This is a genomic window from Sulfitobacter sp. 1A13421 (genome assembly GCF_043557285.1).
In the GTDB taxonomy this organism is placed as follows: Bacteria; Pseudomonadota; Alphaproteobacteria; order Rhodobacterales; family Rhodobacteraceae; genus Sulfitobacter; species Sulfitobacter faviae.
The window spans coordinates 66,108-91,197 of sequence record NZ_JBIFFQ010000006.1 but is presented as its reverse complement, the minus strand read 5'-3'; the positions used below and the strand labels follow the sequence as shown (position 1 = coordinate 91,197).

The window sequence follows — 25,090 nt, the reverse complement described above, 5'->3', positions numbered from 1 at the left end:
TCTGTTACCCCGTGACCCCAATCGGCCAAGGCGCGAATTCCTCTTCGCCCACGCCAAGCGCTTCGGATTTGCTTTGCTCCCCCGAGGCGATGGCCAGGATACGCTTGAAGATCGTTTGCCCCAATTCCTCTAGGCTCTGCGCGCCGTCGATCACGGTGCCACAGTTGATGTCCATATCGTCCTGCATCTTGGTGAACATCGGCGTATTGGAGGCGAGCTTGATCGTCGGTGAGGGGTAAGAGCCAAAGCAAGACCCGCGCCCGGTGGTAAAGCAGATCAGGTTCGCGCCCCCCGCGATCTGCCCGGTGGCCGAGACGGGATCGAAGCCGGGCGTATCCATGAAGACCAGCCCCCTTTGCGTCACGGGTTCGGCATAGCGGTAGACCTCCATCAGCCCCGTGCTGCCGCTTTTCTTGGCCCCGCCGAGCGATTTTTCCAGCACATTTGCCAGCCCGCCTGCCTGATTGCCGGGGCTGACCACGCCGTTGATCTGCGTGTCGCGGCCCTTGGTATAGTCCAGCCACCAATCCATGCGTTCGACCAGCTTGCGCCCCACCGCTTCACTGCAGGCGCGCCGGGTCAGCAGGTGTTCGACGCCAAAAATCTCGGGCGTTTCCGAAAGGATCGCCGTGCCGCCGTTGCGCACGAGGATATCCGCCGCCGCCCCCAGACCGGGGTTGGCCGAAAGCCCCGAAAGCCCGTCCGACCCGCCGCATTGCATCCCGATGGTGATATGTTCCGCCGAACAGGGCACACGCCGGACGGCATTGGCCTGATCCAGCATCTCGCGCACCGCTTCTTTGCCTTCGGCAATCGCGCGGGCCGTGCCGCCGACATGTTGCATGGTGACGCAGCGCAGCATCTTGCCCTCGGCCAACCCCTCCTCTTGAAAGAACTGGGCGAGGTTGTTGCGCTCACAACCCAGCGACAGGACCACGGCCCCGGCCAGATTGGGGTGGCGGATATAGCCCGAGAGCGTGCGGCGCAGCAGGTCCATCGGCTCGCCCGTAAGCTCCATCCCGCAGCCGGATTCGTGGATGAAGGGGATCACCCCGTCGACGTTCTCCCATGCCTCCATCCGCTCTTCGTCGAAGTAATTGGCGATCTTGCGCGCCACGGTGGCCGAGCAATTCACGGTGACGAAAAGCCCGATGTAGTTGCGCGTGCCCACCCGGCCATTCGCGCGGCGGATGCCCATGAACTGCGCGCGCTCTTGCGGTGGCAGCAGCTTGGTCGGGGTATAATCGCGGGCAAAGGCATAGTCTTTGTCGACCGCGTCGAACTTGATGTTATGGCTGTGCAGCCAATCGCCTGCGGCGATCTCATCTGCCGCATAGCCGATCACCGTGTCGAATTTTAGGATCGGCGCGCCGCGTTGGATCGGGCGGATCGCGATCTTGTGACCTTGGGGCGTATCATGGTTGGCACGCAGCCCGTCTTGCGGCAATACCGCGCCACGGGGAACCGCCGCGGTTGCCACGACCACGTTATCCGTCGGTGACAGCAGCATCACCTTTGCGCGTCTGTCCTCTTGCATGGTCTGGCTGTCCATCGGATGCTCCCCCTCCCTCGGGTGTCGAAAAAACCGCTTCGGTAAGATGTCATTAACTGATATATTAGATTTAACAGCTATGGAAGAGCCCGCATGACCGCATCGAAGAAACCCGCCGCGCAGAGCGCACAGACCCTTGCCAAAAGCATCCTTGGCGGTGGGGCCGACTTGGGACTGTTCGAGGGCGGGCCGACGGGGCGCGGGGTTTACGCCACGCTGCGCGATCAGATCGTAAGGCTCGACCTGCCGCCCGGCACGCCGCTGTTGCGTGCCGAACTGGCCGAAACCCATGGCGTCAGCCTGACGCCGCTGCGCGACGCGTTACAACAGCTTGCGAAAGAGGGGCTGGTCAAAATCTACCCCCAGTCGCGCACATTGGTCACGCCGATCGACATGTCGGCGATCCGCGAGGCGCAGTTCATGCGCATCGCGCTGGAAACCGAAGTCGTGCGCCGTTTGGCCGATGAGATCGCGCCCGAAGCCCTAACCCGTCTGCGCAGCATCGTCGCCTTGCAAAGCAGCATTTCGGACCAGCCCGGCGATGTGCCGACCTTTCAAGAGCTGGACGAAGTATTTCACCAGACCCTTTTCGTGGCGGCGGGTCATGTGCAGAGCCAGCGCATCATGCGCAGCCATGCGGGCCATTTGGAACGCCTGCGCCGCCTGCATCTGGACGACATTGATGAGGCGGGACGCATTCTGAACAACAAGGACGTGATCGGCGGCCACAGCCGCATCCTCGACGGGATCGAAGCGGGCGATGCGCCTGCGGCGATGGAGGCACTGCGCCAGCACCTACAACGCACCGTCGACCGGATGACCGAAAAACGGGCGGCTTTCCCGGAGTATTTCACCCCGGAAAAGCCCTAACTCAGCGGTTGTTGGCCTTGCGCCACGCGGCGAACTTATCAAGGTTCTCTTGCTTGGTGCCGGGGTAAAGCCCGATGATCCCGGCGCCATCCTTGACCTGCTCCACCACGAAATCCTCATAGGCGGTCATCTCGACGGCCTCTTCAGCCACCTCTTCGGCGATATCCGCGGGGATGATGATCACGCAGTCGTCGTCGCCCACCACGATATCACCGGGAAAGACCGGGGCATCGCCGCAGCCCACGGGGCAGTTGATCTCAATCGCCTCATGCAGCGTCAGGTTCGTGGGGCTGGAGGGCCGCGCGTGATAGGCGGGGATCTCAAGCGCGCCGATGGTCGCCGCATCGCGCAGGCCCCCGTCGGTCACCACACCCGCCGCGCCGCGCATCATCAGCCGGGTGATCAGGATGTCACCGGCGCTGGCGGCGCGGGCATCCTTGCGGCTGTCCATCACCAACACATGGCCCTCCGGGCAGGTCTCGATCGCGACGCGCTGCGGATGTTCGGGATTGCGGAATTCGACCAGTTGGTTGCGGTCTTCGCGGGCGGGCATATAGCGCAGGGTGAAGGCCGGTCCGACCATGTTGCGCCCCTTGGCGGCAACCGGACCGACCCCCTGCACCACCTGATTGCGCAGCCCGCGCTTATACAGCGCCGTCGCCAATGTCGCGACCGAGACCGCTTGGAGTTTCTCGCTTAGTTCGGGGCTCATGCCGCCTCTCCCTTCAGTTGATTGTCTTTCACGAATTGATCCAACACCGCCTGCTGCTGTTCCGTCAGCGGCCATGCGGAAGGCGGGCGCGTGGGGCCGCAATCCTGTCCGATGGCCATAAGGGCGGCTTTGACGCCGGTGACATTGGTGCCGTTATGCTCTTCCGCGCGGATGTCCTCAAAGGCGCGCATCCCGGCGATGAGGCGGTTCGCTTCGCCGTAGTCGCCTGCGTCGAGTGCCGCGTGGATGGCGACCGAGCGCTCGGGCCAGACGTTGATGAGGCCCGAGGTGAAGCCCCGCGCCCCCACGGCATAGAGCGGCGGCGCCCAGACCTCGGCCAAACCGCCGACCCAGACGATGTCTTTCGGCGCGGCTTCGATCGCGCGGGCAAGTTTCAACGGGTTCGGCGTGGCCCATTTGACGCCCTTCACCCCGTCGACCTCGCACAGCCGCGCAATGCCCTCGGGCCCCATCGCATCGTTGCGCAGGTACAGCATCACCGGCAGCCCGCCCGAGGCATCCCGCACCGCGCGCACATAATCGACCGTGCCACGGGGGGAGACGAAGGGATCCGGCGGTTGGTGGATCATCAGCGCATCCGCCCCCGCCTCGGCGCTTGCTTTGGCCAGCGCACAGGCATCGCGAATGCCGCGCCCGACCCCCGCGAGCAGCGGCGCGCGGCCATCGACCATCTGCGCCACCTCGCGCACCATGGTGCAGGCCTCGTCATTGGTCAGCGCGTAGTATTCGCCGGTATTGCCGTTCACCACCGGGATATGCACCCCGGCGGCAAGCGCGCGGTCAATGATCGGCGCCAGCTTGCGCGGCGCGATCTCTCCGCCCGCGTCATAGGGGGTCACGAGGATGCCCGAGATGCCGGTAAGCGCTTTCGAAAGATCATGTGTCATTGCCAGCCCCTCTCAGAAGATATCCGGCTCGCCCGCCGCTTGGCCGAAGCCCGCGGTAAGGTAGTCGAAGTCGCAGCCCTGATCGGCCTGCCCCACATGGCGCTGGAACATATAGCCCCACCCCCGCTCGAACCGTGGCTCGGGCGCTTTCCACGCGGCGCGGCGGGCGGCGAGTTCGTCCTCCTCCACCAGCATGTCGAGGGTGCGGGCCTCAAGATCCATGCGCACGATGTCCCCCGTCTTCAGCAGCGCCAGCGGCCCGCCCACGAAAGACTCCGGCGCGACATGCAGGATGCAAGCGCCGTAAGAGGTGCCCGACATCCGCGCATCCGAGATCCGCAGCATGTCGCGGTGCCCCTGTTTCAGCAGCGCCTTGGGCATCGGAAGCATCCCCCATTCCGGCATCCCCGGCCCGCCCTGCGGCCCTGCGTTGCGCAGCACCAGCACATGGTCGGGCGTCACATCGAGGTTTTCGTCGTCGATGGCGGCCTTCATCTCGGGGTAGCTGTCAAAGACCAACGCCGGGCCTTCGTGGTGGTGGAACTTCGGATCGCAGGCCGCCGGTTTGATCACCGCGCCATTGGGGCAGAGGTTGCCCTTGAGCACGGCAAGCGAGCCTTCTTTATAGACCGGGTTCGACAGGGGCCGGATCACGTCGTCATTATAGACAGGCGCATTCGCGATCCCCTCCTCCAGCGGTTTGCCGGTGCAGGTGATGGCCGACCGGTCAAGCTTGTCGCCCAACTGGTCCATCAGCGCCCGCAGACCGCCCGCAAAATAGAAATCCTCCATCAGGTATTCGCTGCTGCCCAAGGGGCGGATATTGGCGATCAGGGGTGTGGTGCGGCCCAGAGCGTCCAGATCGCTCAGCTCTAGCGCCACACCGGCGCGGCGCGCCATCGCTAGTAGATGCACCACCGCATTGGTCGAACAGCCCGTTGCCATGGCCACCGTCGCCGCGTTTTGCACGGCGGCGGGGGTGATGATCTTGTCCGGCGTCAGGTCCTCCCAAACCATATCGACAATGCGCCGCCCGCAAGAGGCGCTCATCCGTTTGTGGCCCGCATCGGCAGCGGGGATCGAGGTCGCCCCCGGCAGGGTCAGCCCCATCGCCTCGGCAATCGCGGTCATGGTGGAGGCGGTGCCCATCGTCATGCAATGCCCGTAGGACCGCGCAATGCCGCCTTCGACGCCGACCCATTCCTCGGCCGAGATCGTGCCCGCGCGGCGTTCGTCCCAGAACTTCCAGGCGTCCGAGCCAGAGCCAAGCGCCCGGCCCGCGTAATTGCCCCGCAGCATCGGCCCCGCGGGCAAGAAGATGAACGGCACGCCTGCGCTGATCGCCCCCATGGTCAGACCGGGCGTGGATTTGTCACAGCCGCCCATAAGCACCACACCATCGAGCGGGTGCGAGCGGATCGTCTCCTCGGTCTCCATCGCGATCATATTGCGGTAGAGCATCGAAGTCGGCTTGGTGAAGCTCTCGTCGATCGAGATCGTCGGAATCTCAAGCCCCAGCCCCCCGGCCTGCGCGATTCCCTTCTTCACGTCCTCCGCACGGTCACGAAAATGAAGGTGGCAGGGGTTCATCTCGGACCAAGTGTTCAGGATGCCGATCACCGGGCGGCCTTCCCAATCCTCGGGGCCCAGACCCATCTGCATCATGCGCGACCGATGGCCAAAGCTGCGCAGATCGTCGGGGGCGAACCAGCGCGCGCTGCGCAGCTGATCGGCGGTTTTCTTGGTCTCGGTCATGGATTCCTCGCCAGCTAAAACATCATCACAAAAAGGTTGGAAAACACATCTTGCTCGAACTGATATATTACCGTATCACCCCAATTGTCGATACCATTTGAGGGAGGAGCCGCGAAAATGTCGGGAAAACCACTGAAACAAACGCTCCGCCCCGGCAGCCGCCTGCCGGGCTTTTGGCTCTCGCTTTGCTCTCCTACGGTGACCGAGATCGCGGCGGGCAGCGGGGTCGACTGGCTGCTGCTCGATATGGAACATGCGCCGAACGACCTGAGCCAAATCACCGACCATCTGCGCGCGGCAGGCAGTGCCAATCCCGATGCGCAGATGATCGTGCGCATGCCATCCTCGGACCAGACGATGACCAAACGGCTGCTGGATATCGGCGTGCGCAACCTGATGTTCCCGATGATCCAGACTGCCGAGGCCGCCCGCCAAGCCGTATCATGGACCCGCTACCCGCCCGAAGGGCTGCGCGGCATCTCGGCCACGATCCGCGCCAATGATTACGCGCGGCAAACCGATTACCTCAGCACCTATGCAGAGGCGCAATGCGTGATCGTGCAGGTCGAAACCCCCGAAGCGGTGGCCGAAATCCCCACCATCGCCGCCGTGCCGGGGGTCGATGCGATCTTTATCGGGCCGGGGGATCTCTCCTCCGCGATGGGTCATACCGGCAACCCGATGCACCCCGATGTCCAAGAGAAGATCCGTGAGGCGGTCGAGGCCATTCATGCCGCCGGGCTGCCTGCGGGCATCCTCGGCTATGGTGCCGATCTTGCGCAACGGTACTTTGATGAGGGTATCGAATTCGTCGCCATCGCTGGCGACGCTTGGCTGCTCACGCGGCAGATGGATGCGCTGGTGCAGACCATGGCGCAGCCCTCCCCCACTTTGACACAGCAAACCCATAAGGATTGATCATGACCGCGGACAACAAGAGATTTCACCCCCACGGCAAGCATCTGATCGCCGGCGAATGGGTCGGCGGCGGAGAGACCTTCGCCAATTCCCCCGCCACCGGCGAAAGCGACCAATTCCAAAGCGGCACCCCGGCCCATGTCGACCGGGCCTGCCAAGCGGCGGAGGAGGCCTTTTGGTCCTACGCCTATGCCAGCCGCGAGACCCGCGCCGCCTTCCTCGACACCATCGCGGATGAGATGGAGGCCCGTGCCGAGACCATTACCGAGATCGGCACCCGCGAATCCGGCCTGCCCGAAGCCCGCCTTCAGGGCGAGCGTGGGCGGACAACCGGGCAGCTGCGCCTCTTTGCAGATCACATCCGCAAAGGCGCGCATCTGGACCGGCGCGTCGACGGCGCCCTGCCCGAACGCCAGCCGATGCCGCGCCCGGATATCCGCATGATCCAGCGCCCCATCGGCCCGGTCGCGGTCTTCGGCGCGTCGAACTTCCCGCTGGCCTTCTCCACCGCGGGCGGCGACACCGCCGCGGCGCTGGCGGCGGGCTGTCCGGTCGTGGTCAAGGGCCACTCCGCCCACCCCGGCACGGGGGAGATTGTGGCCGAAGCGATCCACGCGGCGATCCAGAAATGCGACATCCACCCCGGCGTCTTCTCCCTGATCCACGCCAATAGCCGCGAGGTGGGGCAGACGCTGGTGCAGCATCCATTGATCAAGGCCGTGGGCTTTACCGGATCGCTCGGCGGGGGGCGCGCGCTCTTTGATCTCTGCGCCCAACGCCCCGAGCCGATCCCCTTCTTTGGCGAGTTGGGATCGGTGAACCCGATGTTCGTTTTGGCCGATGCCGCCCGCAATCGGGGCGCTGAGATCGGCGCGGGCTGGGCCGGGTCGCTGACCATGGGCGCGGGGCAGTTCTGCACCAACCCCGGCATCGCGGTCGTGGCCAAAGGGGCCGAAGGCGACGCATTCGTCGCCGCCGCGAAAGAGGCGCTTGAGCAGGTCGGCCCGCAGGTCATGCTGACCGACGGCATTGCCAAAGCCTACCGCGATGGCAAGGAACGTTTCACCGGGCGCAACGCCGTCCGCGCGCTGGTCAGCAACGACAGCGAAGGCCGCGCCGCCCAGCCGAACCTGTTTGAAACCGACGCCGATACCTACCTGCAAGACCACGCGCTTGGGGAGGAGGTCTTTGGCCCCTTGGGTCTGGTGCTGCGGGTGTCCTCGGGCGATGAGATGCAAGAGCTTGCCAAACGGTTCGAGGGGCAATTGACCACGACGCTCCAGATGGACGAAGGCGACACCGACGCCGCCAAGGCGCTGATGCCCATTCTTGAGCGCAAGGCGGGCCGGGTGCTGGTGAACGGTTTCCCCACCGGGGTCGAGGTTTGTGACGCCATGGTGCATGGCGGCCCCTACCCGGCCTCTACCAACTTCGGCGCGACTTCCGTCGGCACCATGGCGATCCGGCGCTTCCTGCGGCCCGTATCCTACCAGAACCTGCCCGAGGCGCTATTGCCCGAAGACCTGCGCGGGGCTTCGGCATGAGCGGCGGGTTGATCGGCCCCGTCGCCGTGCTCGACGCGATGCCGCAGGACATGCAAGACAAGGTGCGCGGCTATGCCGAAGGGCTCGACCTGCGCTTTGCGGCCTCCTTCTCGGAAGCGGACTTTGCCGAAGCGGCAAAGGGGGCGGCCTATATCGTCCCACGCGGGCGGGGGCTTCCGGCTGAGGTCTTGCGGGGGGCCGATAGCGTGCGCCTCGTGCATCAATGGGGCACCGGGTATGACAAAATCCCCTTGGATGTCGCGCGCGAGATGGGTGTTCCGGTCGCGCGCAGCCCCGGGGTCAACGCGCCTACCATCGCGGATCTGACCATCGGCATGATGATCGCCGCGCTGCGCCGCATCCCGCTGCATTACAACAACACCCGCGCGGGCAAATGGATCGTGCCCGAGATCGTCCCCGGGGCGCGGGATCTCAGCAGTCAGAAGGTCGGGCTGATCGGCTTTGGCGCCATCGGGCAACTGGTCGCGAAACGGCTGACGGGCTTTGACTGCGAGGTGCTCTACTACCGCCGGTCGGGGCCCGCCGAAGGCACCAGCGCGCGCTATGCCGAACGTGATGAAATCCTTGAAACCTGCGATATCGTCAGCCTGCACATGCCGCTGACCGATGCGTCACACCACACCATTGACGCGGCGGCACTGGCGCGGATGAAATCGGATGCGCTTTTGGTGAACACCGGGCGCGGCGGGCTGATCGACGAAGCGGCCCTGATCGACACGTTGACCCACAAGCGTATCGCCGGGGCGGCATTGGATGTCTTTACCCAAGAACCGGTGGAGCCGGACAACCCGCTGCTGCGTCTCGATAATGTCCTGCCGCTGCCGCATATCGGCGGCCATAGTGAGGACAACCTCAAACGCATGGTCGGCCATTGGGCGGGCAACATCCGCGCCTTCCACGAAGGGCGCGGCATCGACGAGGCCTGCCTCGTGACCTGAAGGCACCCCCCGGCCTGACCCCTCAGGCCGGGGCGCGGCTTAACCCTCAAGCGGCACGGGCATCAGGATCTTGTTGGTCTGGCTCACCAAATACCCCGCCTCGGCGCTTTTCTTGAGATAGGCCTGCCACTCAGGATCCGCCGCCATCTGCGCCCGACGGGTGGCACGGTCGGCGGCGTCCTTATAGGCCCAGATATGCACGAAGGAATTCACGTCGCCCGTCTCGACCTGCGCATAGATCACCGGCTCGCCCAAGATGCGGCGCTGCGCCGGGAAGCCGAATTCGGCATAGAGCGCGAGGTGTTTCTTGATCGTGCCGGGGCGGCAACAATAGGTCCGGTGGTCGTAGATCATGGGGTGGTCTTTCTGCTTGCTTGGGTCATGCGATACCGGCGTGGTCGGTGATCCGGGCCCGCGCCTGCAAAAGGTGATAGGCCATCGACACGCCCGCGACTTCGCTGTCGCCCGCGCGGATCGCTTCGAGAATTTCCCGATGTTCGCTGATCACCACGTCGATCCGGGCTTGGGAGCCTTGACGGGTCAGTTTTTGCGCCACGTCGATCCCCTGTTCGATCGAACCGCGGGCGCAATCGAGCATCTGCACGAAGACCTCATTGCCCGAAGCCGCCGCGATGGCGCGGTGGAATTGGTAATCGGCGTCAAAGGACGGATCGCGCGCCTGCATCGATGTCTCCAGCGTCTGCAAGGCTGCCTCGATCCGGGCGATATCCTTGGGGCTGGCACGCTGCGCGGCCATGCGGGCGGTGGCCTTTTCGATCGTGATCCGCGCTTCCATCGCGCGCATCAGCCCGGCGACGGAACCCGCCGTGGCATATTCGATCAGCTTTTCCGAAGGCCGCCGCCGCACGAAGGTGCCCACGCCGCGCCGCGCTTCGACAAGCCCATCCTCTTGCAGCTTGCGCAGCGCCTCACGCACGACGGGCCGCGACACGCCAAAGGCGGTGGCGATCTGGTTTTCCGAAGGCAGCTTTTCCCCCTGCACCAGCTTGTTCGACACGATCTGCTCAAGAACCTGCCCGTAGAGCTGGTCGGCCAAGGTCTGGCGTTTCTTGATCTTCAGTTTCGGTGCTGTCACCGGCTACCCTCCCGCCGCGGCGCGGCGCATCATATTGGCCAGCCGCAGCGCCGATGTTGCAGCCCCATAGCCGTTGTCGATGTTCACCACCGTCACCCCCGGCGCGCAGCTGGCGAGTACCGAATCAAGCGCGACCCTCCCGCCGCGGGCGACACCATAGCCCACGGAGGTCGGCACACCAATGACCACCCCCGGCACCAGCCCGGCCACGACCGAGGGCAGCGCCGCGTCCATCCCGGCAAAGACGATCACCACATCCATATCGCGCAGCAACTCTTCCCGCGCGAGCAGACGCCACAGCCCGGCGACGCCCACGTCCGAAACCTCGGTCGCCGCCATTCCGCCATAGGCCAGCGTGCGCCGCGCCTCGGCCATGGGGGCATAATCAGAGGTGCCCGCACTGACGAGAGCGATGCGCGGGGTGCTGGCCAAAGGCCCGATCTCTCCCAAAATGGCGGTGCGCGAGGCGGTGCAGTAATCGACCCGTTGCGCCGCGTCGGCGGGCAGCGCGGCGAACTGCTCTGCCGTCAGCCGGGTCAGCAACAGCCGCCGCTCCTCTGCCGCCGCATCGCCGATGATCGCGGCGATCTGCGCCACGGATTTATGCTCGCAAAGCACGGCCTCTTCGATGCCGATACGCCCCCCGCGGCCCCGATCAAAGGTCACGTCTGGATGCCCGTCGGGGCCGGTCTTAGTGATGGACAAATGCACTTCCTTTTGAATAGGCCCGCAGATCAACCGCGCGCCCGTCATCCGTGGCCCGCCGAACCTGCGTCAATATCGCTGCACGTTTCTGGGCGGAGAGGTCTTCATAGACAAGCGCATCAAGCTCGACCACCCAGCCCCCGCGCAGGCGTCGGCAGCGCAGGGTGATATTGCCCATGACCTCACGCAGCAGGGTCTCTACCCGGTCGATCACCGCCAGATCCGCAGGCTCCACCCGCAGACCGGTCTCGATCCGGCTGGCCAAACAGGGGGCGGCTGGCAGTTCAGCCAGATCTCCCAACCCGAGCGCGCGGGCCAAGGCGCGCACATCCGACTTGGACATCTGCGCCTCGACGAAAGGGTGCAGCACGCCGTGTTCCGCCGCGGCTTGCAGGCCGGGACGGTAGTCCGACAGATCATCGGTATTGGTGCCCGCCGCCACCAGCGGCCCCATGCGCGCCAAAGTGCCATAGAGGTTCGACTTGCAGAAATAACAGCGATTGACCGGGTTGGCGCGATAGGCGGGATCGGCGAACTCCCCCGCGTCAACCAGCTTCAGCGGCAGGCCCCAAGTGGTGGCGAAATCCTTCGCCCGCGCGGTCGCCGCCGCCGGAACGGCGGGTGAGACCGCATGGCAAAGCGTCACGCCCGCCGCGCCGCGCACCTTGGCCGCAGCAGCCGAGAGCGTCAGGCTGTCGATCCCCCCGCTGAGCGCGATGGTCAGTGAGCTGGGCCGCGCGAGGGCGGCATGGAGGGCGGCAGGAATGGTCACTCTGCCAGCCCGTCCTCAGTCTTGAGCTGTGCCAAAAGCCGCCCGCTCGACATCTGGAGGTGGTCGCGCATCCGCCGGCGGGCGCGTTCCGCGTCACCTTCAGCGATAGAGGCGGCGATGTCGTAGTGCTCCTGTATCGCATCGCGGCTTTCGCCCCCGCGTTTCAACGCCTGCAACCGTCCGGCCAGCATCGTCTCGCGCAGGCTGGCAACAAGATAGTTAAACAGGCTAAGGTAGTAGCTGTTGCCCGTCGCCTCGCAGACCGCGCGGTGAAAGCCGAGGTCGGCACTGACCCCCGCCGCGACCGCAGGACCGCCGATCTGGTTGCTTTCATCATAGGCCGCAGCGGCACGCTCGATCTCCGCGCGGGCCTCGGGCGTGGCGCGGGCGGCGGCGATGGCGGCGGCTTCGATTTCAAGCCCCATGCGCAGCTCTAGGATCTGCTCAAGCTTGCGCTGGCTTTCCATATCGCGCTCAGGAATGGCAAAGCCCTGACGGGGCCGATCGCTGGCGACGAAGGCCCCCCGACCCTGACGGCTCGACAACATGCCTTCGGCCTTGAGGCGCGAGACCGCTTCGCGGATCACTGTGCGGCTCACGTCGAAATCGCTCGCTAGTGTGGTTTCGGAGGGCAGCACATCGCCCACGTTCCACACGCCATTCACCACGTTGTGGCGCAGTACCTCGGTCACCTGATCGCTTAGCGTGGCACCATCGACGAGGGGCGCGGTCGCCTGAAGATTTGCAGCCATAATAACAACTTCCTTTCGCCGATTGGACCACCTGTATGACAAGCTGTCAATAATCAGAAGGTAGGGTCATTCCGAGCATTACAACCAGAATACAACATTACAAGTAAGATGAAATCCCCGTAAATTTGTATTTTTAATTGACAGGCTAAAGATTCCCCCGCAGTCTGCGGATCACGGCAAGAGGATGTCAGGGGGGAGCCCGGAACCCATCCAGTAGCTGCCGACACACAGTCAAAACTCGGGAGGAGTTTCTATGTCACCGTTCTTCAAATCGATCCGCCGCACCACAGCGGCCACCATCCTTTTCGCCGTCGCAGGCGCCGCCGCCCATGCGCAGAGCTTTGTCATGGCGACCGGCCAGCAGGGCGGGTCGTGGTATCCCGTGGGCGGCGCGATCAAGGCGATTGTGGAGCGTGAGAACCCCGATATGGACATTACTGTCACGCCGGGCGCGGGCGTGTCGAATGTGGTCGGCGTGGATGCGGGCCGCTTCGGCATCGCCTTCGCCAACTCGATCTCGACCGTGGACAGCCTTTCGGGCAAAAAGCCGTTCCGCAAGGCCACGACCAATGTCTGTAACCTTGGCATTCTTTATCCGCAGTATTTCCAGATCGTCGCGCTTGAAGATTCCGGCATCAAGACCATTGCCGACATGAAGGGCAAACGCCTGACCACACAGCAGCTTGGCAACACTGGCGAATTCCTGACGCGCGAGCTTTTGTCGACTGCGGACATGACCTTTGACGACCTCGACAGCGTCGCCAACACGTCCTATTCCGACTCTGCTTCGCAGATGAAAGACGGTCAGGCCGATTTCTTCACACTGGGGTCGTCCCTGCCAACCGGCTCGGTCATGGATCTGGCCTCCTCGCGCAAAATCCGCCTGATCGACGTGGATGAAGAGACCTTTGCCCACTTCAAAGACAAAAACGCCGCCTTCCAGCGCCGCGAAGTCAAGGCGGGCGCCTACCCCGGTTTCGATGAAACCGTGCACGCGATCAGCTATGACACCCATATGGTCGCGCCCTGCGACTATGACGGTGAGATCGTCAAATCCGTGCTCGCCGCGATTGCCGACAACAACGACAGCTTCGCCGCAATCAGCAAATCTATGGCGAACCTGACGGTTGAGGAAATGGCCACCGACATCGGCGTGCCCTTCCACCCCGCCGCGAAAGAGTTCTACGCAGAGCGTGGCGTCTCGGGGATGTAATCCACCCCTGACGAGAAACGGGTCGGCCGGAGCCCTGCGCTCCGCCCGGCCCACATCCCCATAGGCCCCGCCGCCCGCGCATCACCCGCGCCGCCGCGCGAGGGCTGCCTTCCACTCTAGACGCGAGAACCCCCATGCAACTGTCGATCCTTCTGGATAAGATGCCCCTGATTACCCGCATAGCAAGGCTGATCCTGGTCGGCATGGCTGTGTGGCATCTCTACGTCGCCTTCGTCGGCCCGCCCAACCCCTATATCATGCGCGGCGTGCACGTCGCTTTGGCGCTTTTGCTGATCTTCCTGACCGTCAACCGCAAGGGGCTGCGCAATGATGTGCCGCGCTGGTATGACGTGGTGCTCGGGTTGGTCGCCTTGGGCGCGGCGCTCTATCCGTCCTTCAACCTCAATTACATCACGCAACGCTTCCTCTATGTCGACCCGCTGATGCCGATGGACATCGTGGTGGGGATCACGCTGGTCGTCCTGTTGCTTGAGGCCACGCGCCGGATGCTGGGGCCGATGCTGCCGATCACGGCGCTGCTGTTTCTCGGCTACGGCCTCGCCTTCACCTCGACCCTGCCCTCGGTGATCCTTGAACAGTTGTTCATGACGCCCGAAGGCATCTTCGGCATCCCGATCGCGGTTTCCGCGACCTATATGGTGCTTTTCATCCTCTTCGGTTCCTTGGTCGAGCGGATGGGCGTGGGCCAGCTCTTCATGGATTTCGCGGTGGCGCTTACCGGGCGTCAGGTCGGCGGTCCGGCCAAGGTGGCCTGTGTGACCTCGGGCCTCTTCGGGTCGGTGTCCGGCTCTGCCGTGGCCAATGTGATGACGACCGGCACCTTCTCTATCCCGCTGATGAAACGCATGGGGTTTAAACCCGCCTTCTCCGGCGCAGTCGAAGCCGTGGCCTCGACCGGGGGGCAGATCATGCCGCCCGTCATGGGGGCTGCGGCCTTTGTCATGGCCGAATACCTCGGCGTGGGATACCTCACGGTTGCGAAATACGCGCTGGCGCCCGCGATCCTGTTCTATGTGGCCCTTTTCGCCGCGGTCCATTTCGAGGCCAAGCGCAAGGGCATCGGTTCGGTCCCGAAAGAGGATCAAGTGCCGCTGAAAACCGTTCTTGTCGAGCGGGGCCATCTGTTCTTGCCGCTGGCGATCATCGTGGGCGTGCTGATGCTGGGCTATTCGGCCCCCTATGCGGCGCTTTGCGGTATCGTCTCGGTCGTGCCCGTCGCGGCGCTGCGCAAGACGACACGGCACTACGTCACCGTCGACAACATCCTCGAAGCACTAGAAGGTGGCGCGCGTAACGTGCTGGCGATTGCCGCGGCCTGTGCCTGTGCGGGCATCGTCGTCGGCGTGATCGACATCACCGGCCTTGGCCTGACCTTCTCGAACTTCGTGATCGAAGCGGCCCAAGACACGCTGGTCATCGCGCTCTTCCTGTCGATGATTGCGGGCATCATCCTTGGCATGGGGATGCCGACCACTCCGGCCTATATCGTGCAGGTCGCCCTGCTGGTGCCGGCACTGGTGAAACTGGGCGTGCAGGTCGAAGCGGCGCATCTCTTCGTGTTCTACTTCGCGATCCTGTCGGCCATCACACCCCCCGTCGCCATGGCGGTCTATGCGGCCAACACCCTATCGCACGCCAAGATCGTCGAGGCGAGCTGGGCTGCGGTGAAACTCGGCGCCACCGGCTTTATCGTGCCCTTCATGTTCGTCTATGAACCGGCGATCCTGATGCAGGGCTCCGTCACGCAGATCACGCTGGTTCTGTTGCAAGCAACCACCGGGGTGATCTTGCTGGCCGCCGCCTTGCAGCGCTACTACTTCGGTAGACTGTCCAACCCGCTGTCGGTGGTGCTGTTCGGGGCGTCGCTCTTGCTGATCTATCCCGATCTGCGGCTCACCGCTTCGGGGCTGGTCATCGCGGGCGTGATCCTGGCCTTCCAAAAGGCCAGGAACCCCAGCCCCGAGAGCCAAGCGGCCACACATACTTAACTCTTTGAACGAACGAAACGGAGCCTTCTCCATGCTGCAAAAAACTTCCCTCAAGGCGCGGACCGGCGGACAGGTCCTTGTGGATCAACTGCTGATCCACGGTGCCGACACCGCCTATTGCGTGCCCGGCGAAAGCTACCTTGAGGTGCTGGATGCGCTGCATGACGTGCAGGACCGTTTCAACCTGATCAACGCGCGGCACGAAGCCGGGGCCGCGAATATGGCCGAGACCTATGGCAAGCTCACCGGCAAGCCCGGCATCTGCATGGTCACCCGCGGCCCCGGTGCCTGCCACGCGGCCATCGGGGTGCATATCGCGCAGCAAGACAGCACGCCGATGATCCTGCTCGTGGGCCAGATCGCCCGCGACACCACCGACCGCGAAGCCTTTCAGGAAGTCGACTACCGCGCCATGTTCGGCCCCATCGCCAAATGGGCCACCCAGATCGACGACCCGGCACGCGTGCCGGAATATATGGCCCGCGCCTTCCGCGTGGCAACCTCGGGGCGCCCCGGCCCGGTGGTGATCTCCCTGCCCGAAGACATGCTGACCGAGGTGGTTTCCGTGGCCGATGCCCGGCCCTATACGGCCACCCATGCGGGGCTATCGCCAGATAGCCTCGATATGCTCAAGACCGAGATCGCGCAGGCCGAACGGCCCCTGCTGCTGCTCGGCGGCTCTGGCTGGTCGGATAAGAGTGCGGCGGCCATCACCCGCTTTGCCGAGGCCAACAAGATCCCCGTCACCACCTCTTTCCGGCGGCAGGACATCGTCAACAACCTCTCGCCGGTCTATGCAGGCGATTTCGGCACCTCCACCGCGCCCAGCCTCTACGCGCATCAACGCGAGGCGGATTTGCTCATCGTGATCGGCGCGCGTTTGGGCGAGATGACGACCAAGACCTACACCACCATGCAATCGCCCAACCCCGAGACCCGTCTGGTGCATCTCTACCCCGAAGCGGATGAGATCGGCCGCGTCTATTCGCCGGATTTGGGCATCGCCGCGGCGCCCGTCGCTGTGGCCGCTGCCTTGGACGGCGTCGATCTGGGCCGGGCAGAGGCATGGGGTGATTGGTGCGACAAGCTGCATGCCGATTACCTCACCGATACCGAAGCGCCCAATGGCGGGGAATGGGACCTCGACATGGGGGTGGCCCTTGCTCAACTGCGCGATGAGCTGCCCGACGACGTGGTGGTCACGCTCGACGCGGGCAACCATACTGGCTGGGCGCAGCGGTTCCTGCGCTTTGGCCGTCCGGGCCGGATCGTCGGCTCCACCTGTGGCGCGATGGGCTATTCCGTGCCTGCCGCCGTGGCCGCGTCGATTGCAGACCCCAAGCGGCTGACGCTCTCCTTCGTCGGCGATGGCGGCTTTATGATGAGCGGCAACGAACTCGCCACCGCCGCGCAATATGGCGGGCGGCCCATCGTGCTGCTGTTCAACAACGGCATCTACGGCACCATCCGCATGCACCAAGAACGCGACCACCCCGAACGGATCTCGGGCACCACCTTGCAGAACCAAGACTTCGTGAAGATGGCCGAAGGTCTGGGCGCCCACGCCGAGCGGGTGACCAAAACCGAGGATTTCGCCGCCGCCTTCACCCGCGCCCGCGGGAGTGGCCGTCCGGCGCTGATCGAACTGGTGACCGACCCCGAGCAGATCTCGACCCGCACCACGATCAGCAAACTGCGCGCCGCGGCTCAGAAAAAAGTCGACGCCGACCAGCGCTGAAGGATGACCCAGATGACGACCCTGACCGCGCCGCGCCGCGCAGATGATACGGACGCGCAAGACCACGCCGCCTTGCTCGACGCGCTGCGCGATGCCATCGGCCCTGCCCATGTGGTGACCGACGCCAAGGATTTCGACGCGCGGCTGATCGAAGACCGCGGGCTGCGGCGCGGCACGGCGCTGGCGCTGATCCGCCCCGGCTCAACCGAAGAAGTCGCCGCCTGCATGCGTCTGTGCCACGCAGCGCAGGTGCCGGTCACACCGCAGGGCGGCAACACCGGCCTTGCGGGGGGCGGTGTGCCGGATGGCGGCATTATCCTCACGACCGACCGGCTGAACCGTATCCGCACGGTTGACCCGACCAATGCCACAATGACGGTCGAGGCGGGTTGCATCCTCGCCAATATCCAAGCGGCGGCGGATGAGGTCGACGCGCTCTTCCCGCTCTCGCTTGCCTCCGAAGGTTCCTGCCAGATCGGCGGTAATCTTTCGACCAACGCAGGCGGGACGGCGGTGCTGCGCTATGGCAATACCCGCGACCTCGTGCTGGGGATCGAAGCGGTGCTGCCAGATGGCCGGGTGCTGAATGACCTGAACGGCCTGCGGAAAAACAACACCGGCTTTGACCTCAAACACCTGTTCATCGGGGCCGAAGGCACGCTTGGCATCATCACGGCGGCGGTGATCAAACTCTTTCCCAAACCCACCGCCCGGGCCACCGCGCTGGTGGCCTGCACCGGCCCCGATCCGGCGCTCGCGCTCTATGCGCGGATGCGCGGCCAGACTGCCGACACGCTTTCGACATTCGAGTATATCGACCGGCTGGGGCTGCAAATGGTGATCGACCACGCGCCCGGCTGTAGCGATCCGATGGCCGAGGCGCATCCCGCCTATTGCCTGATCGAACTTACCGGCAATGGCGGGCAGACAGACCTCGACGCCCGGCTGGAAGCCGCATTGGAAGCGGCTTTCGAGGCGGAGGAAATCATCGACGCCGTGATCGGCGCCTCGGAGGCGCAGAAAGACGCGCTTTGGGCGCTGCGCGAAAACCTGTCAGAGGCGCAGAAACCCGAAGGCGCGTCGATCAAACATGACGTTTCGGTCCCGGTGTCCCGCGTGGCCGATTTCATCCGCGAGGCGACCCAAGCCTGTATGGATCACATGCCCGGCCTGCGCCCCTGCCCCTTTGGCCATTTCGGCGACGGCAACCTGCATTTCAATCTCTCGCGCCCGGTGGATATGGCGGATGCGGCGTTCCTTGCCGAATACGGGGCCTTCAACCGGATCGTGCATGATATCGTGCACCAGATGGGCGGCTCTTTCTCGGCGGAACATGGCATCGGCACCTTCAAGCGCGCCGAGCTGCGCCGGTACAAGGATCCGGTCGCGCTGGAGTTGATGGCGCAGATCAAGGCCACCCTCGACCCGGGCCATTTGATGAACCCGGGCAAGGTGCTTTGACTGCTTAACCGCGCCCCGCGAAGGGCATTTTGGTGGCCATCACGGTGACGAACATGGCGTTGGAGTCGAGCGACAGCTTCGCCATGTAAGACAGCGTCTCGGCCACATCGTTCACATCCATGCGCGGCTCGGACATGCGGCTGCCGTTGGGTTGCAGAATGCCATCCGCCATCCGCTCGGTCATCTCACTCGCCGCATTGCCGATGTCGATCTGCCCGCAGGCGATGTCATGCGCCCGCCCGTCGAGCGACAGCGCGCGGGTCAACCCGGTGATCGCGTGTTTCGTCGCCGTATAGGGCACCGACAGCGGGCGCGGCACATGGGCGCTGATCGAGCCGTTGTTGATGATCCGCCCGCCCTTGGGGCTCTGCCGTTTCATCAGGGCAAAAGCCGCGCGGGCGCAGAGGAATGACCCGGTCAGATTGGTCGCGACGATGTCGTTCCACTCCGCCACGCTGAGCGCGTCCACCTCGACCGCCGAGCCATTGCGCCCGGCATTGTTGAACAGCAGATCCAGCCGCCCAAAGGTCGTCTCCACCCGCTCGAAAAGCGCGTCGACCTCCGCCTCGACGCCCACATCGGCGGCCACGGCGATATGCCCCTGCCCGTCGAGCCTCGCGCAGGCTGCGTCGAGCTTATCCTGCTGCCGCCCCGTCAGCACGAGGGTGAAACCGTCCTTCGCCAAACGCTGCGCACAGGCAAGGCCCACCCCGCTTCCGGCCCCTGTTATCAGAGCAATCTTTTGATCCATCTTCTCATTCCATCCCTGTCATCGCCCTCCGGGCAGTTGTGTGGAATCTAATATATATGATCGCGCAAGAATAGGTTTTTTCGATATTTTCTGGTTTGGCGCCTCGTTCAACTTGGCTGTCTCACATTCGCGCGAGCGCACTAGACGACCGGTCTATTATTCCTTAGATGCCCCGGTATGACAGAGGCAAAGAAATCAGATCAGACGCGGCAACGCATTTTGGACATAGGGCGCAGCCTCGTGCTGCGGCACGGGTTCTCTGGCGTTGGCCTGTCGCGCATTCTAAGCGAAAGCGGCGTGCCCAAGGGCTCTTTCTACTATTACTTCGCGTCGAAAGAGGCTTTTGGCACCGCGATGCTGGCCGATTACGTCGAGGCCTATCTCGACCGTGTCGATGCGCTGATCGCGGCTCCGGGAACCGCGGGCGACAAGCTCGACAGTTTCTGGGATGCATGGCTCAGCCAATCCAGCGCCCCGGGGATCGCCAGCGCTTGTTTGGTGGTGAAACTCGGATCCGAAGTCGCCGACCTGTCGGAGACGATGCGCGAAACGCTGGATCAGGGTGTCGATGCTCTGGTCGCCCGGATTGCCCAATTGCTGCGCCAAGGCGCAGAGGATGGGACCGTTCGGGTGCTCGAAGACCCCGAGACCACAGCCCGCATGCTCTATGCGAAATGGCTCGGCGCTGCGGTGCTGGCCAAACTGGCGCGCAGCGATGCGCCCCTGCGCATGGCGCGCGCTGAAACCTCTGCCCAACTCTCCCCCACTGGGGGCCAATTCCCAACCTGAAAGGAAACAGCATGTTCGCTGCCATCCACGACACATTCGGCGAGCCCGCCGAGGTTCTGACCACCCGCGAAACCGACAAGCCCGCGCCCGCCGCAGGCGAAGCGCTGCTGCGCATGGTGCTCTCGCCCATCCACAACCACGACCTTTGGACCGTGCGCGGCAACTATGGCTACAAGCCCGAACTGCCCGGCGCCATCGGCGGCTCCGAAGCGCTTGGCATCGTAGAGGCCGTGGGCGAAGGCGTTGATGAGGCGCTGATCGGCAAACGCGTCACAGCTGCCGGGTTCCACGGCGCTTGGGCCGAGTATTTCACCGCCCCCGCCGCGGGCCTGCTGCCCCTGCCCGAGGCGATCTCGGACGAAGCGGGTGCGCAGTTGATCGCCATGCCCTTCAGCGCTTTGTCTCTGCTCGAAAGCCTGAAAGTCGGCGAAGGCGATTGGCTGATCCAAACCGCCGCCAATGGCGCGGTCGGCAAGATCATGGTCGGTCTGGCCAAGGCGCGCGGCGTCAACCTGCTGAACCTCGTCCGCCGCGAAGGCGCCGCCGAAGAGATGCGCGACACCGGCGCGGAACATGTCCTCTCCACCGAAGATGCGGATTGGCAGAGCAAAGCGCGTGAGTTGATCGGCAAAGAGGGCGCGGTCTCGGCCATCGATTCCGTCGGTGGCGAGTTGGGCGGCCAACTGGTCGAACTGCTTGGCAAGGACGGTGAGTTGATCGTCTTCGGCACGGCGACGGGCCAGCCGCTCTCCATGTCTTCGGGCGAATTGATCATGAAGCACATCACCGTCAAAGGCTTCTGGGGCTCGCGCGTCAGCGGCGAGATGGCGGCTGAGACGCGGGGCCGCCTGATTGGCGAATTGGTGCAACTGGCCGCGAAGGGCCAACTGCCACTCGACACCGGCGGCATCTACCCGCTGGCCGAGGTGACCGAGGCGATGAAAGCCGCGCTGACCACGGGCCGTGGCGGCAAGGTCATGCTGCGCCCGTGATCGGGATTTGACGACAGCGGCGGCCCTCCCTCCCCGGGGCCGCCGCCCCATGCGCGGATTGCCCAAGTTTCGGACAGCACCGCGATTTGTCGCCCATTTTTCAAGCAAACCCGCCGCGCAGGCGGCTCCGAACCGCCTCGGCGATGACTCTCCCCCGTCTCTATGGTGATTAAAAAATCATCAGACTTTACCGGGCGGAGCGTTCCTCATTCTCATCGACAGCAGCATAAACAGCCCCCAAGCGACACCGGTACAGCCGCGCGCTATTGGTGCTGCGATGGTCTCGGCCAAGGCTGCGCGGGGCGGGTCGACAATCGGCGAATTGCGCCAGTCCGGCGCAATGAAACTGCTCTTCCCCCGCCCCGACCCCGCGCTGTTGCAAGCGATCGTCATCAATTCCGCAGGCGGCATCACCGGCGGCGATAGTTTTGCCCTGACCGCCCGCGCCGAGGCGCAAGCGGCGCTCAGCCTCACCACGCAGGCCGCCGAACGCGCCTATCGCGCGCAACCGGGGCAAGTGGCTGCGCTGCGCAACACCCTTACCGTCGACTCCGGCGCGACGCTGCATTGGCTGCCGCAAGAGACCATTCTCTACGACGGATGCGCCCTGCGGCGGCATCTGACCGTCGATCTGGCGCAAGACGCCTCTCTCCTGCTGGTGGAGCCGCTGGTCTTTGGCCGCGCCGCTATGGGCGAAACCCTGCGTCATGCGTATTTCTGCGACCGGATCGAGGTCAACCGCGCGGGCCAGCCGCTTTTTCACGACGCGATGACGCTCAGCGGCGATGTCACCGCCCATCTGGCGGCCCCTCATATCGCGGCGGGCGCGGGTGCCCTTGCCACGCTGATCTATGTGGCCCCCGATGCCGAAGCGCGGCTGCCCCGGCTCCGCGCCCAATTGCCCGACAGCGCCGGGGCCAGCCTGATCGGCCCTGACCTGCTGGTGGCCCGGATCCTCGCCGCAGATAGTTTCGACCTTCGCCAATCGCTCGTCCCGATCTTGGGCGCGTTGAGCGGTGACACCCTTCCCCGATCATGGATGACCTGACGTGCAACTGACCCCGCGAGAAAAAGACAAACTGCTGATCTCCATGGCTGCCGAGGTCGCCCGCAAGCGCCTTGCGCGGGGGGTCAAGCTGAACCACCCCGAGGCCATTGCCCTCATCACCGACACCGTCGTGGAAGGCGCGCGGGATGGCCGCAGCGTGGCCGATATGATGCAGGCTGGTGCCCATGTCATCACCCGCGACGACTGTATGGAGGGGGTGGCCGAAATGATCCCCGAGGTGCAGGTCGAAGCCACTTTCCCCGACGGGACCAAACTGGTCACCGTGCACAACCCCATCAGATAAGGACATTTCATGCCGCGTTTTGCCCCCCTTCTTGCCCTGCCGCTCAGCTCGCTTGCCATGGCGGCCTTTGCCCATAGCGCCCCGCTCCCTCACAGCCATGGCGGAGAGAGCGACGGATCGCTTGCGGTCTATGCCGTGGCGGGACTGGCCTTTGCGGTGTCCGGTGTGATCCTCGTCATGCGCCATCTGAAGACTGCCAAAGCATGATCCCCGGTGAGATCATTCCGGCGGAGGGCATGTTGACCCTTAACGCCGACAGCGAAGCGATCACGCTGATGGTCGCCAATACCGGCGACCGCCCGGTGCAGGTCGGCAGCCACTACCATTTTGCCGAGAGCAACCCGGCGCTTGAGTTCGACCGCGCCGCCGCGCGGGGCTTGCGCCTCGACATCGCGGCGGGGACTGCGGTGCGTTTCGAGCCCGGTCAACGGCGCGAGGTCGCGCTCATCCCGATCGGCGGGGCGCGGCGGGTCTTTGGCTTTAACAGCTCGGTGATGGGAGACCTCTGATGCCTGCACAGATCAAACGCGGTGACTATGCCGCCATGTTCGGCCCCACGGTGGGCGACCGGGTGCGGCTGGCCGATACGGACCTTATTATCGAAGTCGAGCGTGACCTGACCACCGGCGAGGGCCGGGCCTACGGCGAAGAGGTCAAATTCGGCGGCGGCAAGGTGATCCGCGACGGCATGGGCCAGTCGCAGGTCACCCGCGCGGGCGGCGCCGTGGACACGGTCATCACCAATGCGCTGATCGTCGATCATACCGGCATCTACAAGGCCGATGTCGGCCTGAAAGACGGGCGCATTGCCAAGATTGGCAAGGCAGGCAACCCCGACACGCAGCCGGGGGTCGATATCATCATCGGGCCGGGGACCGAGGTGATCGCGGGCGAGGGGCGCATCCTTACCGCCGGGGGCTTTGACAGCCATATCCATTTCATCTGCCCGCAACAGATCGAAGACGCGCTGCATTCGGGGCTGACCACCATGCTCGGCGGCGGCACTGGCCCCGCACATGGCACATTGGCCACCACCTGCACGCCGGGCGGCTGGCATATCGGGCGCATGATGCAGGCCGCCGATGCCTTTCCGATGAACCTTGCCTTCGCGGGGAAAGGCAACGCCTCGCAACCCGCCGCGCTGGAAGAGCAGATCAACGCAGGCGCCTGCGCGCTGAAACTGCATGAGGATTGGGGCACCACCCCGGCGGCCATCGACTGCTGCCTTGGCGTGGCCGATGCGATGGACGTGCAGGTGATGATCCACACCGACACGCTGAACGAAAGCGGCTTTGTCGAACATACCGTAAAAGCCATGAAAGGCCGCACGATCCATGCCTTCCACACCGAAGGCGCGGGCGGGGGCCATGCGCCGGATATCATCAAGATCTGCGGCGAAGAGCATGTGCTGCCCTCTTCGACCAACCCCACGCGGCCCTTCACGGTCAACACGTTGGAAGAGCATCTGGATATGCTCATGGTCTGTCACCACCTCGACAAATCGATCCCCGAGGATGTGGCCTTTGCCGAAAGCCGCATCCGGCGAGAGACCATCGCCGCCGAAGACATCCTGCATGACATGGGGGCTTTTTCGATCATCGCCTCCGACAGTCAGGCCATGGGCCGGGTCGGAGAGGTCTTGATCCGCACATGGCAGACCGCTGACAAGATGAAAAAGCAGCGCGGACGGCTGCCCGAAGAGACGGGCGACAACGACAATTTCCGCGTCCGCCGCTACATCGCGAAATACACCATCAACCCCGCCATCACTCATGGCATCTCGACCCATATCGGCAGCATCGAAGAGGGCAAGCGCGCCGATCTGGTGCTCTGGACCCCCGCCTTTTTCGGGGTGAAGCCCGAGATGGTCTTGCTCGGCGGCAGCATCGTCTGCGCGCAGATGGGCGATCCCAACGCCTCGATCCCCACGCCGCAGCCGGTCTATTCGCGGCCCATGTTCGGCGCCTATGGCCGGGCGGTCGAGAATTCCGCCGTGGTCTTTGTCAGCGAAGCGGCGGAGGCGGCGGGCGTTGGCGACAAGCTTGGGCTCGCCAAACAGACTCTCGCCGTGCGCAACACCCGCGAGATCGGCAAGCGCGACCTGAAGTTGAACGACGCGCTGCCCGAGGTCGAGGTGAACCCCGAAACCTATGAGGTCCGCGCGGATGGTGAATTGCTGACCTGTGAACCTGCCTCCGTGCTGCCGATGGCGCAGCGCTATTTCCTGTTTTGAAGAGACCGA

At 64.4% G+C, this 25,090-nt stretch carries 25 protein-coding genes; 15 read left to right on the top strand and 10 right to left on the bottom strand.

Going from position 1 to position 25,090, the window contains the following annotated elements; translation table 11 throughout:
• Nucleotides 1–4: 4 nt before the first annotated feature.
• The gene (locus ACGYLI_RS12385; protein WP_394419414.1) at nucleotides 5–1,552 is read right to left on the bottom strand and encodes a UxaA family hydrolase; all 1,548 of its coding nucleotides are present in this window, start codon (nucleotides 1,550–1,552) and stop codon (nucleotides 5–7) included.
• 93 nt (nucleotides 1,553–1,645) lie between these two features.
• On the opposite strand from ACGYLI_RS12385, the gene ACGYLI_RS12380 reads away from it, so the two are divergent.
• Nucleotides 1,646–2,422 (top strand): GntR family transcriptional regulator, encoded by a 777-nt coding sequence (locus ACGYLI_RS12380; protein WP_084729401.1) that lies wholly within the window; start codon nucleotides 1,646–1,648, stop codon nucleotides 2,420–2,422.
• Nucleotide 2,423: 1 nt separating this feature from the next.
• Here the strand turns inward: ACGYLI_RS12380 and ACGYLI_RS12375 are convergent, their stop codons facing one another.
• The 3 genes from ACGYLI_RS12375 to araD are packed head-to-tail and all read right to left on the bottom strand — an operon-like array spanning nucleotide 2,424 to nucleotide 5,797.
• Nucleotides 2,424–3,134 carry a ribonuclease activity regulator RraA gene (locus ACGYLI_RS12375; protein ID WP_394419412.1) on the bottom strand — a complete coding sequence of 237 codons (711 nt, stop codon included), beginning with the start codon at nucleotides 3,132–3,134 and terminating at the stop codon, nucleotides 2,424–2,426.
• Nucleotides 3,131–4,042: a dihydrodipicolinate synthase family protein gene (locus ACGYLI_RS12370; protein ID WP_394419410.1), complete on the bottom strand. Its 912-nt coding sequence runs from the start codon at nucleotides 4,040–4,042 to the stop codon at nucleotides 3,131–3,133. The genes ACGYLI_RS12375 and ACGYLI_RS12370 overlap by 4 nt, the downstream gene beginning before the upstream one ends.
• A gap of 12 nt (nucleotides 4,043–4,054) precedes the next feature.
• Nucleotides 4,055–5,797, bottom strand: a complete 1,743-nt coding sequence (gene araD, locus ACGYLI_RS12365; RefSeq protein WP_394419408.1) for an L-arabinonate dehydratase — start codon at nucleotides 5,795–5,797, stop codon at nucleotides 4,055–4,057.
• Between the two features lie 117 nt (nucleotides 5,798–5,914).
• On the opposite strand from araD, the gene ACGYLI_RS12360 reads away from it, so the two are divergent.
• Genes ACGYLI_RS12360 through ACGYLI_RS12350 form a run of 3 tightly spaced genes read left to right on the top strand, consistent with a single transcriptional unit; the run spans nucleotide 5,915 to nucleotide 9,218 of the window.
• Nucleotides 5,915–6,715, top strand: a complete 801-nt coding sequence (locus ACGYLI_RS12360) for an HpcH/HpaI aldolase/citrate lyase family protein (RefSeq protein WP_394419407.1) — start codon at nucleotides 5,915–5,917, stop codon at nucleotides 6,713–6,715.
• Between the two features lie 2 nt (nucleotides 6,716–6,717).
• The gene (locus tag ACGYLI_RS12355; RefSeq protein ID WP_394419405.1) at nucleotides 6,718–8,259 is read left to right on the top strand and encodes an aldehyde dehydrogenase (NADP(+)); all 1,542 of its coding nucleotides are present in this window, start codon (nucleotides 6,718–6,720) and stop codon (nucleotides 8,257–8,259) included.
• Nucleotides 8,256–9,218 (top strand): 2-hydroxyacid dehydrogenase, encoded by a 963-nt coding sequence (locus ACGYLI_RS12350; protein ID WP_394419404.1) that lies wholly within the window; start codon nucleotides 8,256–8,258, stop codon nucleotides 9,216–9,218. Before ACGYLI_RS12355 ends, ACGYLI_RS12350 begins: the two co-directional genes overlap by 4 nt.
• A 39-nt stretch (nucleotides 9,219–9,257) precedes the next feature.
• Here the strand turns inward: ACGYLI_RS12350 and ACGYLI_RS12345 are convergent, their stop codons facing one another.
• The 5 genes from ACGYLI_RS12345 to ACGYLI_RS12325 are packed head-to-tail and all read right to left on the bottom strand — an operon-like array spanning nucleotide 9,258 to nucleotide 12,543.
• Nucleotides 9,258–9,572 carry an NIPSNAP family protein gene (locus ACGYLI_RS12345; RefSeq protein ID WP_394413171.1) on the bottom strand — a complete coding sequence of 105 codons (315 nt, stop codon included), beginning with the start codon at nucleotides 9,570–9,572 and terminating at the stop codon, nucleotides 9,258–9,260.
• Nucleotides 9,573–9,597: 25 nt separating this feature from the next.
• Nucleotides 9,598–10,314: a FadR/GntR family transcriptional regulator gene (locus ACGYLI_RS12340; RefSeq protein WP_394419403.1), complete on the bottom strand. Its 717-nt coding sequence runs from the start codon at nucleotides 10,312–10,314 to the stop codon at nucleotides 9,598–9,600.
• A 3-nt stretch (nucleotides 10,315–10,317) separates the two neighbouring features.
• Nucleotides 10,318–11,019: a nickel pincer cofactor biosynthesis protein LarB gene (gene larB / locus ACGYLI_RS12335; RefSeq protein ID WP_394419402.1), complete on the bottom strand. Its 702-nt coding sequence runs from the start codon at nucleotides 11,017–11,019 to the stop codon at nucleotides 10,318–10,320.
• Nucleotides 11,006–11,791, bottom strand: coding sequence for an adenine nucleotide alpha hydrolase (locus ACGYLI_RS12330; protein ID WP_394419401.1), 786 nt, complete (start codon nucleotides 11,789–11,791; stop codon nucleotides 11,006–11,008). Before ACGYLI_RS12330 ends, larB begins: the two co-directional genes overlap by 14 nt.
• Entirely contained in the window at nucleotides 11,788–12,543 is a 756-nt protein-coding gene (locus ACGYLI_RS12325; RefSeq protein ID WP_394419399.1) for a FadR/GntR family transcriptional regulator, read from the bottom strand. Before ACGYLI_RS12325 ends, ACGYLI_RS12330 begins: the two co-directional genes overlap by 4 nt.
• A 253-nt stretch (nucleotides 12,544–12,796) precedes the next feature.
• Here ACGYLI_RS12325 and ACGYLI_RS12320 point away from each other — a divergent pair, with 253 nt between their 5' ends.
• The 4 genes from ACGYLI_RS12320 (at nucleotide 12,797) to ACGYLI_RS12305 (ending at nucleotide 18,964) form a co-directional block, all read left to right on the top strand.
• The gene (locus ACGYLI_RS12320; protein WP_394419397.1) at nucleotides 12,797–13,756 is read left to right on the top strand and encodes a TAXI family TRAP transporter solute-binding subunit; all 960 of its coding nucleotides are present in this window, start codon (nucleotides 12,797–12,799) and stop codon (nucleotides 13,754–13,756) included.
• A 134-nt stretch (nucleotides 13,757–13,890) separates the two neighbouring features.
• The gene (locus ACGYLI_RS12315) at nucleotides 13,891–15,765 is read left to right on the top strand and encodes a TRAP transporter permease (RefSeq protein WP_394411421.1); all 1,875 of its coding nucleotides are present in this window, start codon (nucleotides 13,891–13,893) and stop codon (nucleotides 15,763–15,765) included.
• 31 nt (nucleotides 15,766–15,796) lie between these two features.
• On the top strand, nucleotides 15,797–17,503 hold the full coding sequence (locus ACGYLI_RS12310) for a thiamine pyrophosphate-binding protein (RefSeq protein WP_394419395.1): 1,707 nt from the start codon (nucleotides 15,797–15,799) through the stop codon (nucleotides 17,501–17,503).
• Nucleotides 17,504–17,515: 12 nt separating this feature from the next.
• Nucleotides 17,516–18,964 (top strand): FAD-binding oxidoreductase, encoded by a 1,449-nt coding sequence (locus ACGYLI_RS12305; protein WP_394419392.1) that lies wholly within the window; start codon nucleotides 17,516–17,518, stop codon nucleotides 18,962–18,964.
• Between the two features lie 4 nt (nucleotides 18,965–18,968).
• On the opposite strand, the gene ACGYLI_RS12300 is transcribed toward ACGYLI_RS12305, so the two are convergent.
• Nucleotides 18,969–19,715: an SDR family oxidoreductase gene (locus tag ACGYLI_RS12300; protein WP_394419391.1), complete on the bottom strand. Its 747-nt coding sequence runs from the start codon at nucleotides 19,713–19,715 to the stop codon at nucleotides 18,969–18,971.
• A gap of 177 nt (nucleotides 19,716–19,892) precedes the next feature.
• Here ACGYLI_RS12300 and ACGYLI_RS12295 point away from each other — a divergent pair, with 177 nt between their 5' ends.
• From ACGYLI_RS12295 to ureC, 7 genes are all read left to right on the top strand, one after another.
• The gene (locus ACGYLI_RS12295) at nucleotides 19,893–20,504 is read left to right on the top strand and encodes a TetR/AcrR family transcriptional regulator (protein ID WP_209219259.1); all 612 of its coding nucleotides are present in this window, start codon (nucleotides 19,893–19,895) and stop codon (nucleotides 20,502–20,504) included.
• A gap of 11 nt (nucleotides 20,505–20,515) precedes the next feature.
• Nucleotides 20,516–21,496 carry a zinc-binding dehydrogenase gene (locus ACGYLI_RS12290; protein ID WP_394419390.1) on the top strand — a complete coding sequence of 327 codons (981 nt, stop codon included), beginning with the start codon at nucleotides 20,516–20,518 and terminating at the stop codon, nucleotides 21,494–21,496.
• Between the two features lie 340 nt (nucleotides 21,497–21,836).
• Nucleotides 21,837–22,544, top strand: coding sequence for an urease accessory protein UreD (locus ACGYLI_RS12285; RefSeq protein ID WP_394419389.1), 708 nt, complete (start codon nucleotides 21,837–21,839; stop codon nucleotides 22,542–22,544).
• A gap of 1 nt (nucleotide 22,545) precedes the next feature.
• Entirely contained in the window at nucleotides 22,546–22,848 is a 303-nt protein-coding gene (locus ACGYLI_RS12280; protein ID WP_067263701.1) for an urease subunit gamma, read from the top strand.
• Nucleotides 22,849–22,857: 9 nt separating this feature from the next.
• A complete protein-coding gene (locus ACGYLI_RS12275; protein ID WP_394419388.1) occupies nucleotides 22,858–23,055 on the top strand; it encodes a hypothetical protein in 198 nt (65 codons plus the stop codon).
• Nucleotides 23,052–23,357 carry an urease subunit beta gene (locus ACGYLI_RS12270; RefSeq protein WP_394419387.1) on the top strand — a complete coding sequence of 102 codons (306 nt, stop codon included), beginning with the start codon at nucleotides 23,052–23,054 and terminating at the stop codon, nucleotides 23,355–23,357. Before ACGYLI_RS12275 ends, ACGYLI_RS12270 begins: the two co-directional genes overlap by 4 nt.
• A complete protein-coding gene (gene ureC, locus ACGYLI_RS12265; RefSeq protein ID WP_394419386.1) occupies nucleotides 23,357–25,081 on the top strand; it encodes an urease subunit alpha in 1,725 nt (574 codons plus the stop codon). Before ACGYLI_RS12270 ends, ureC begins: the two co-directional genes overlap by 1 nt.
• The last annotated feature ends 9 nt before the right edge of the window (nucleotides 25,082–25,090 follow it).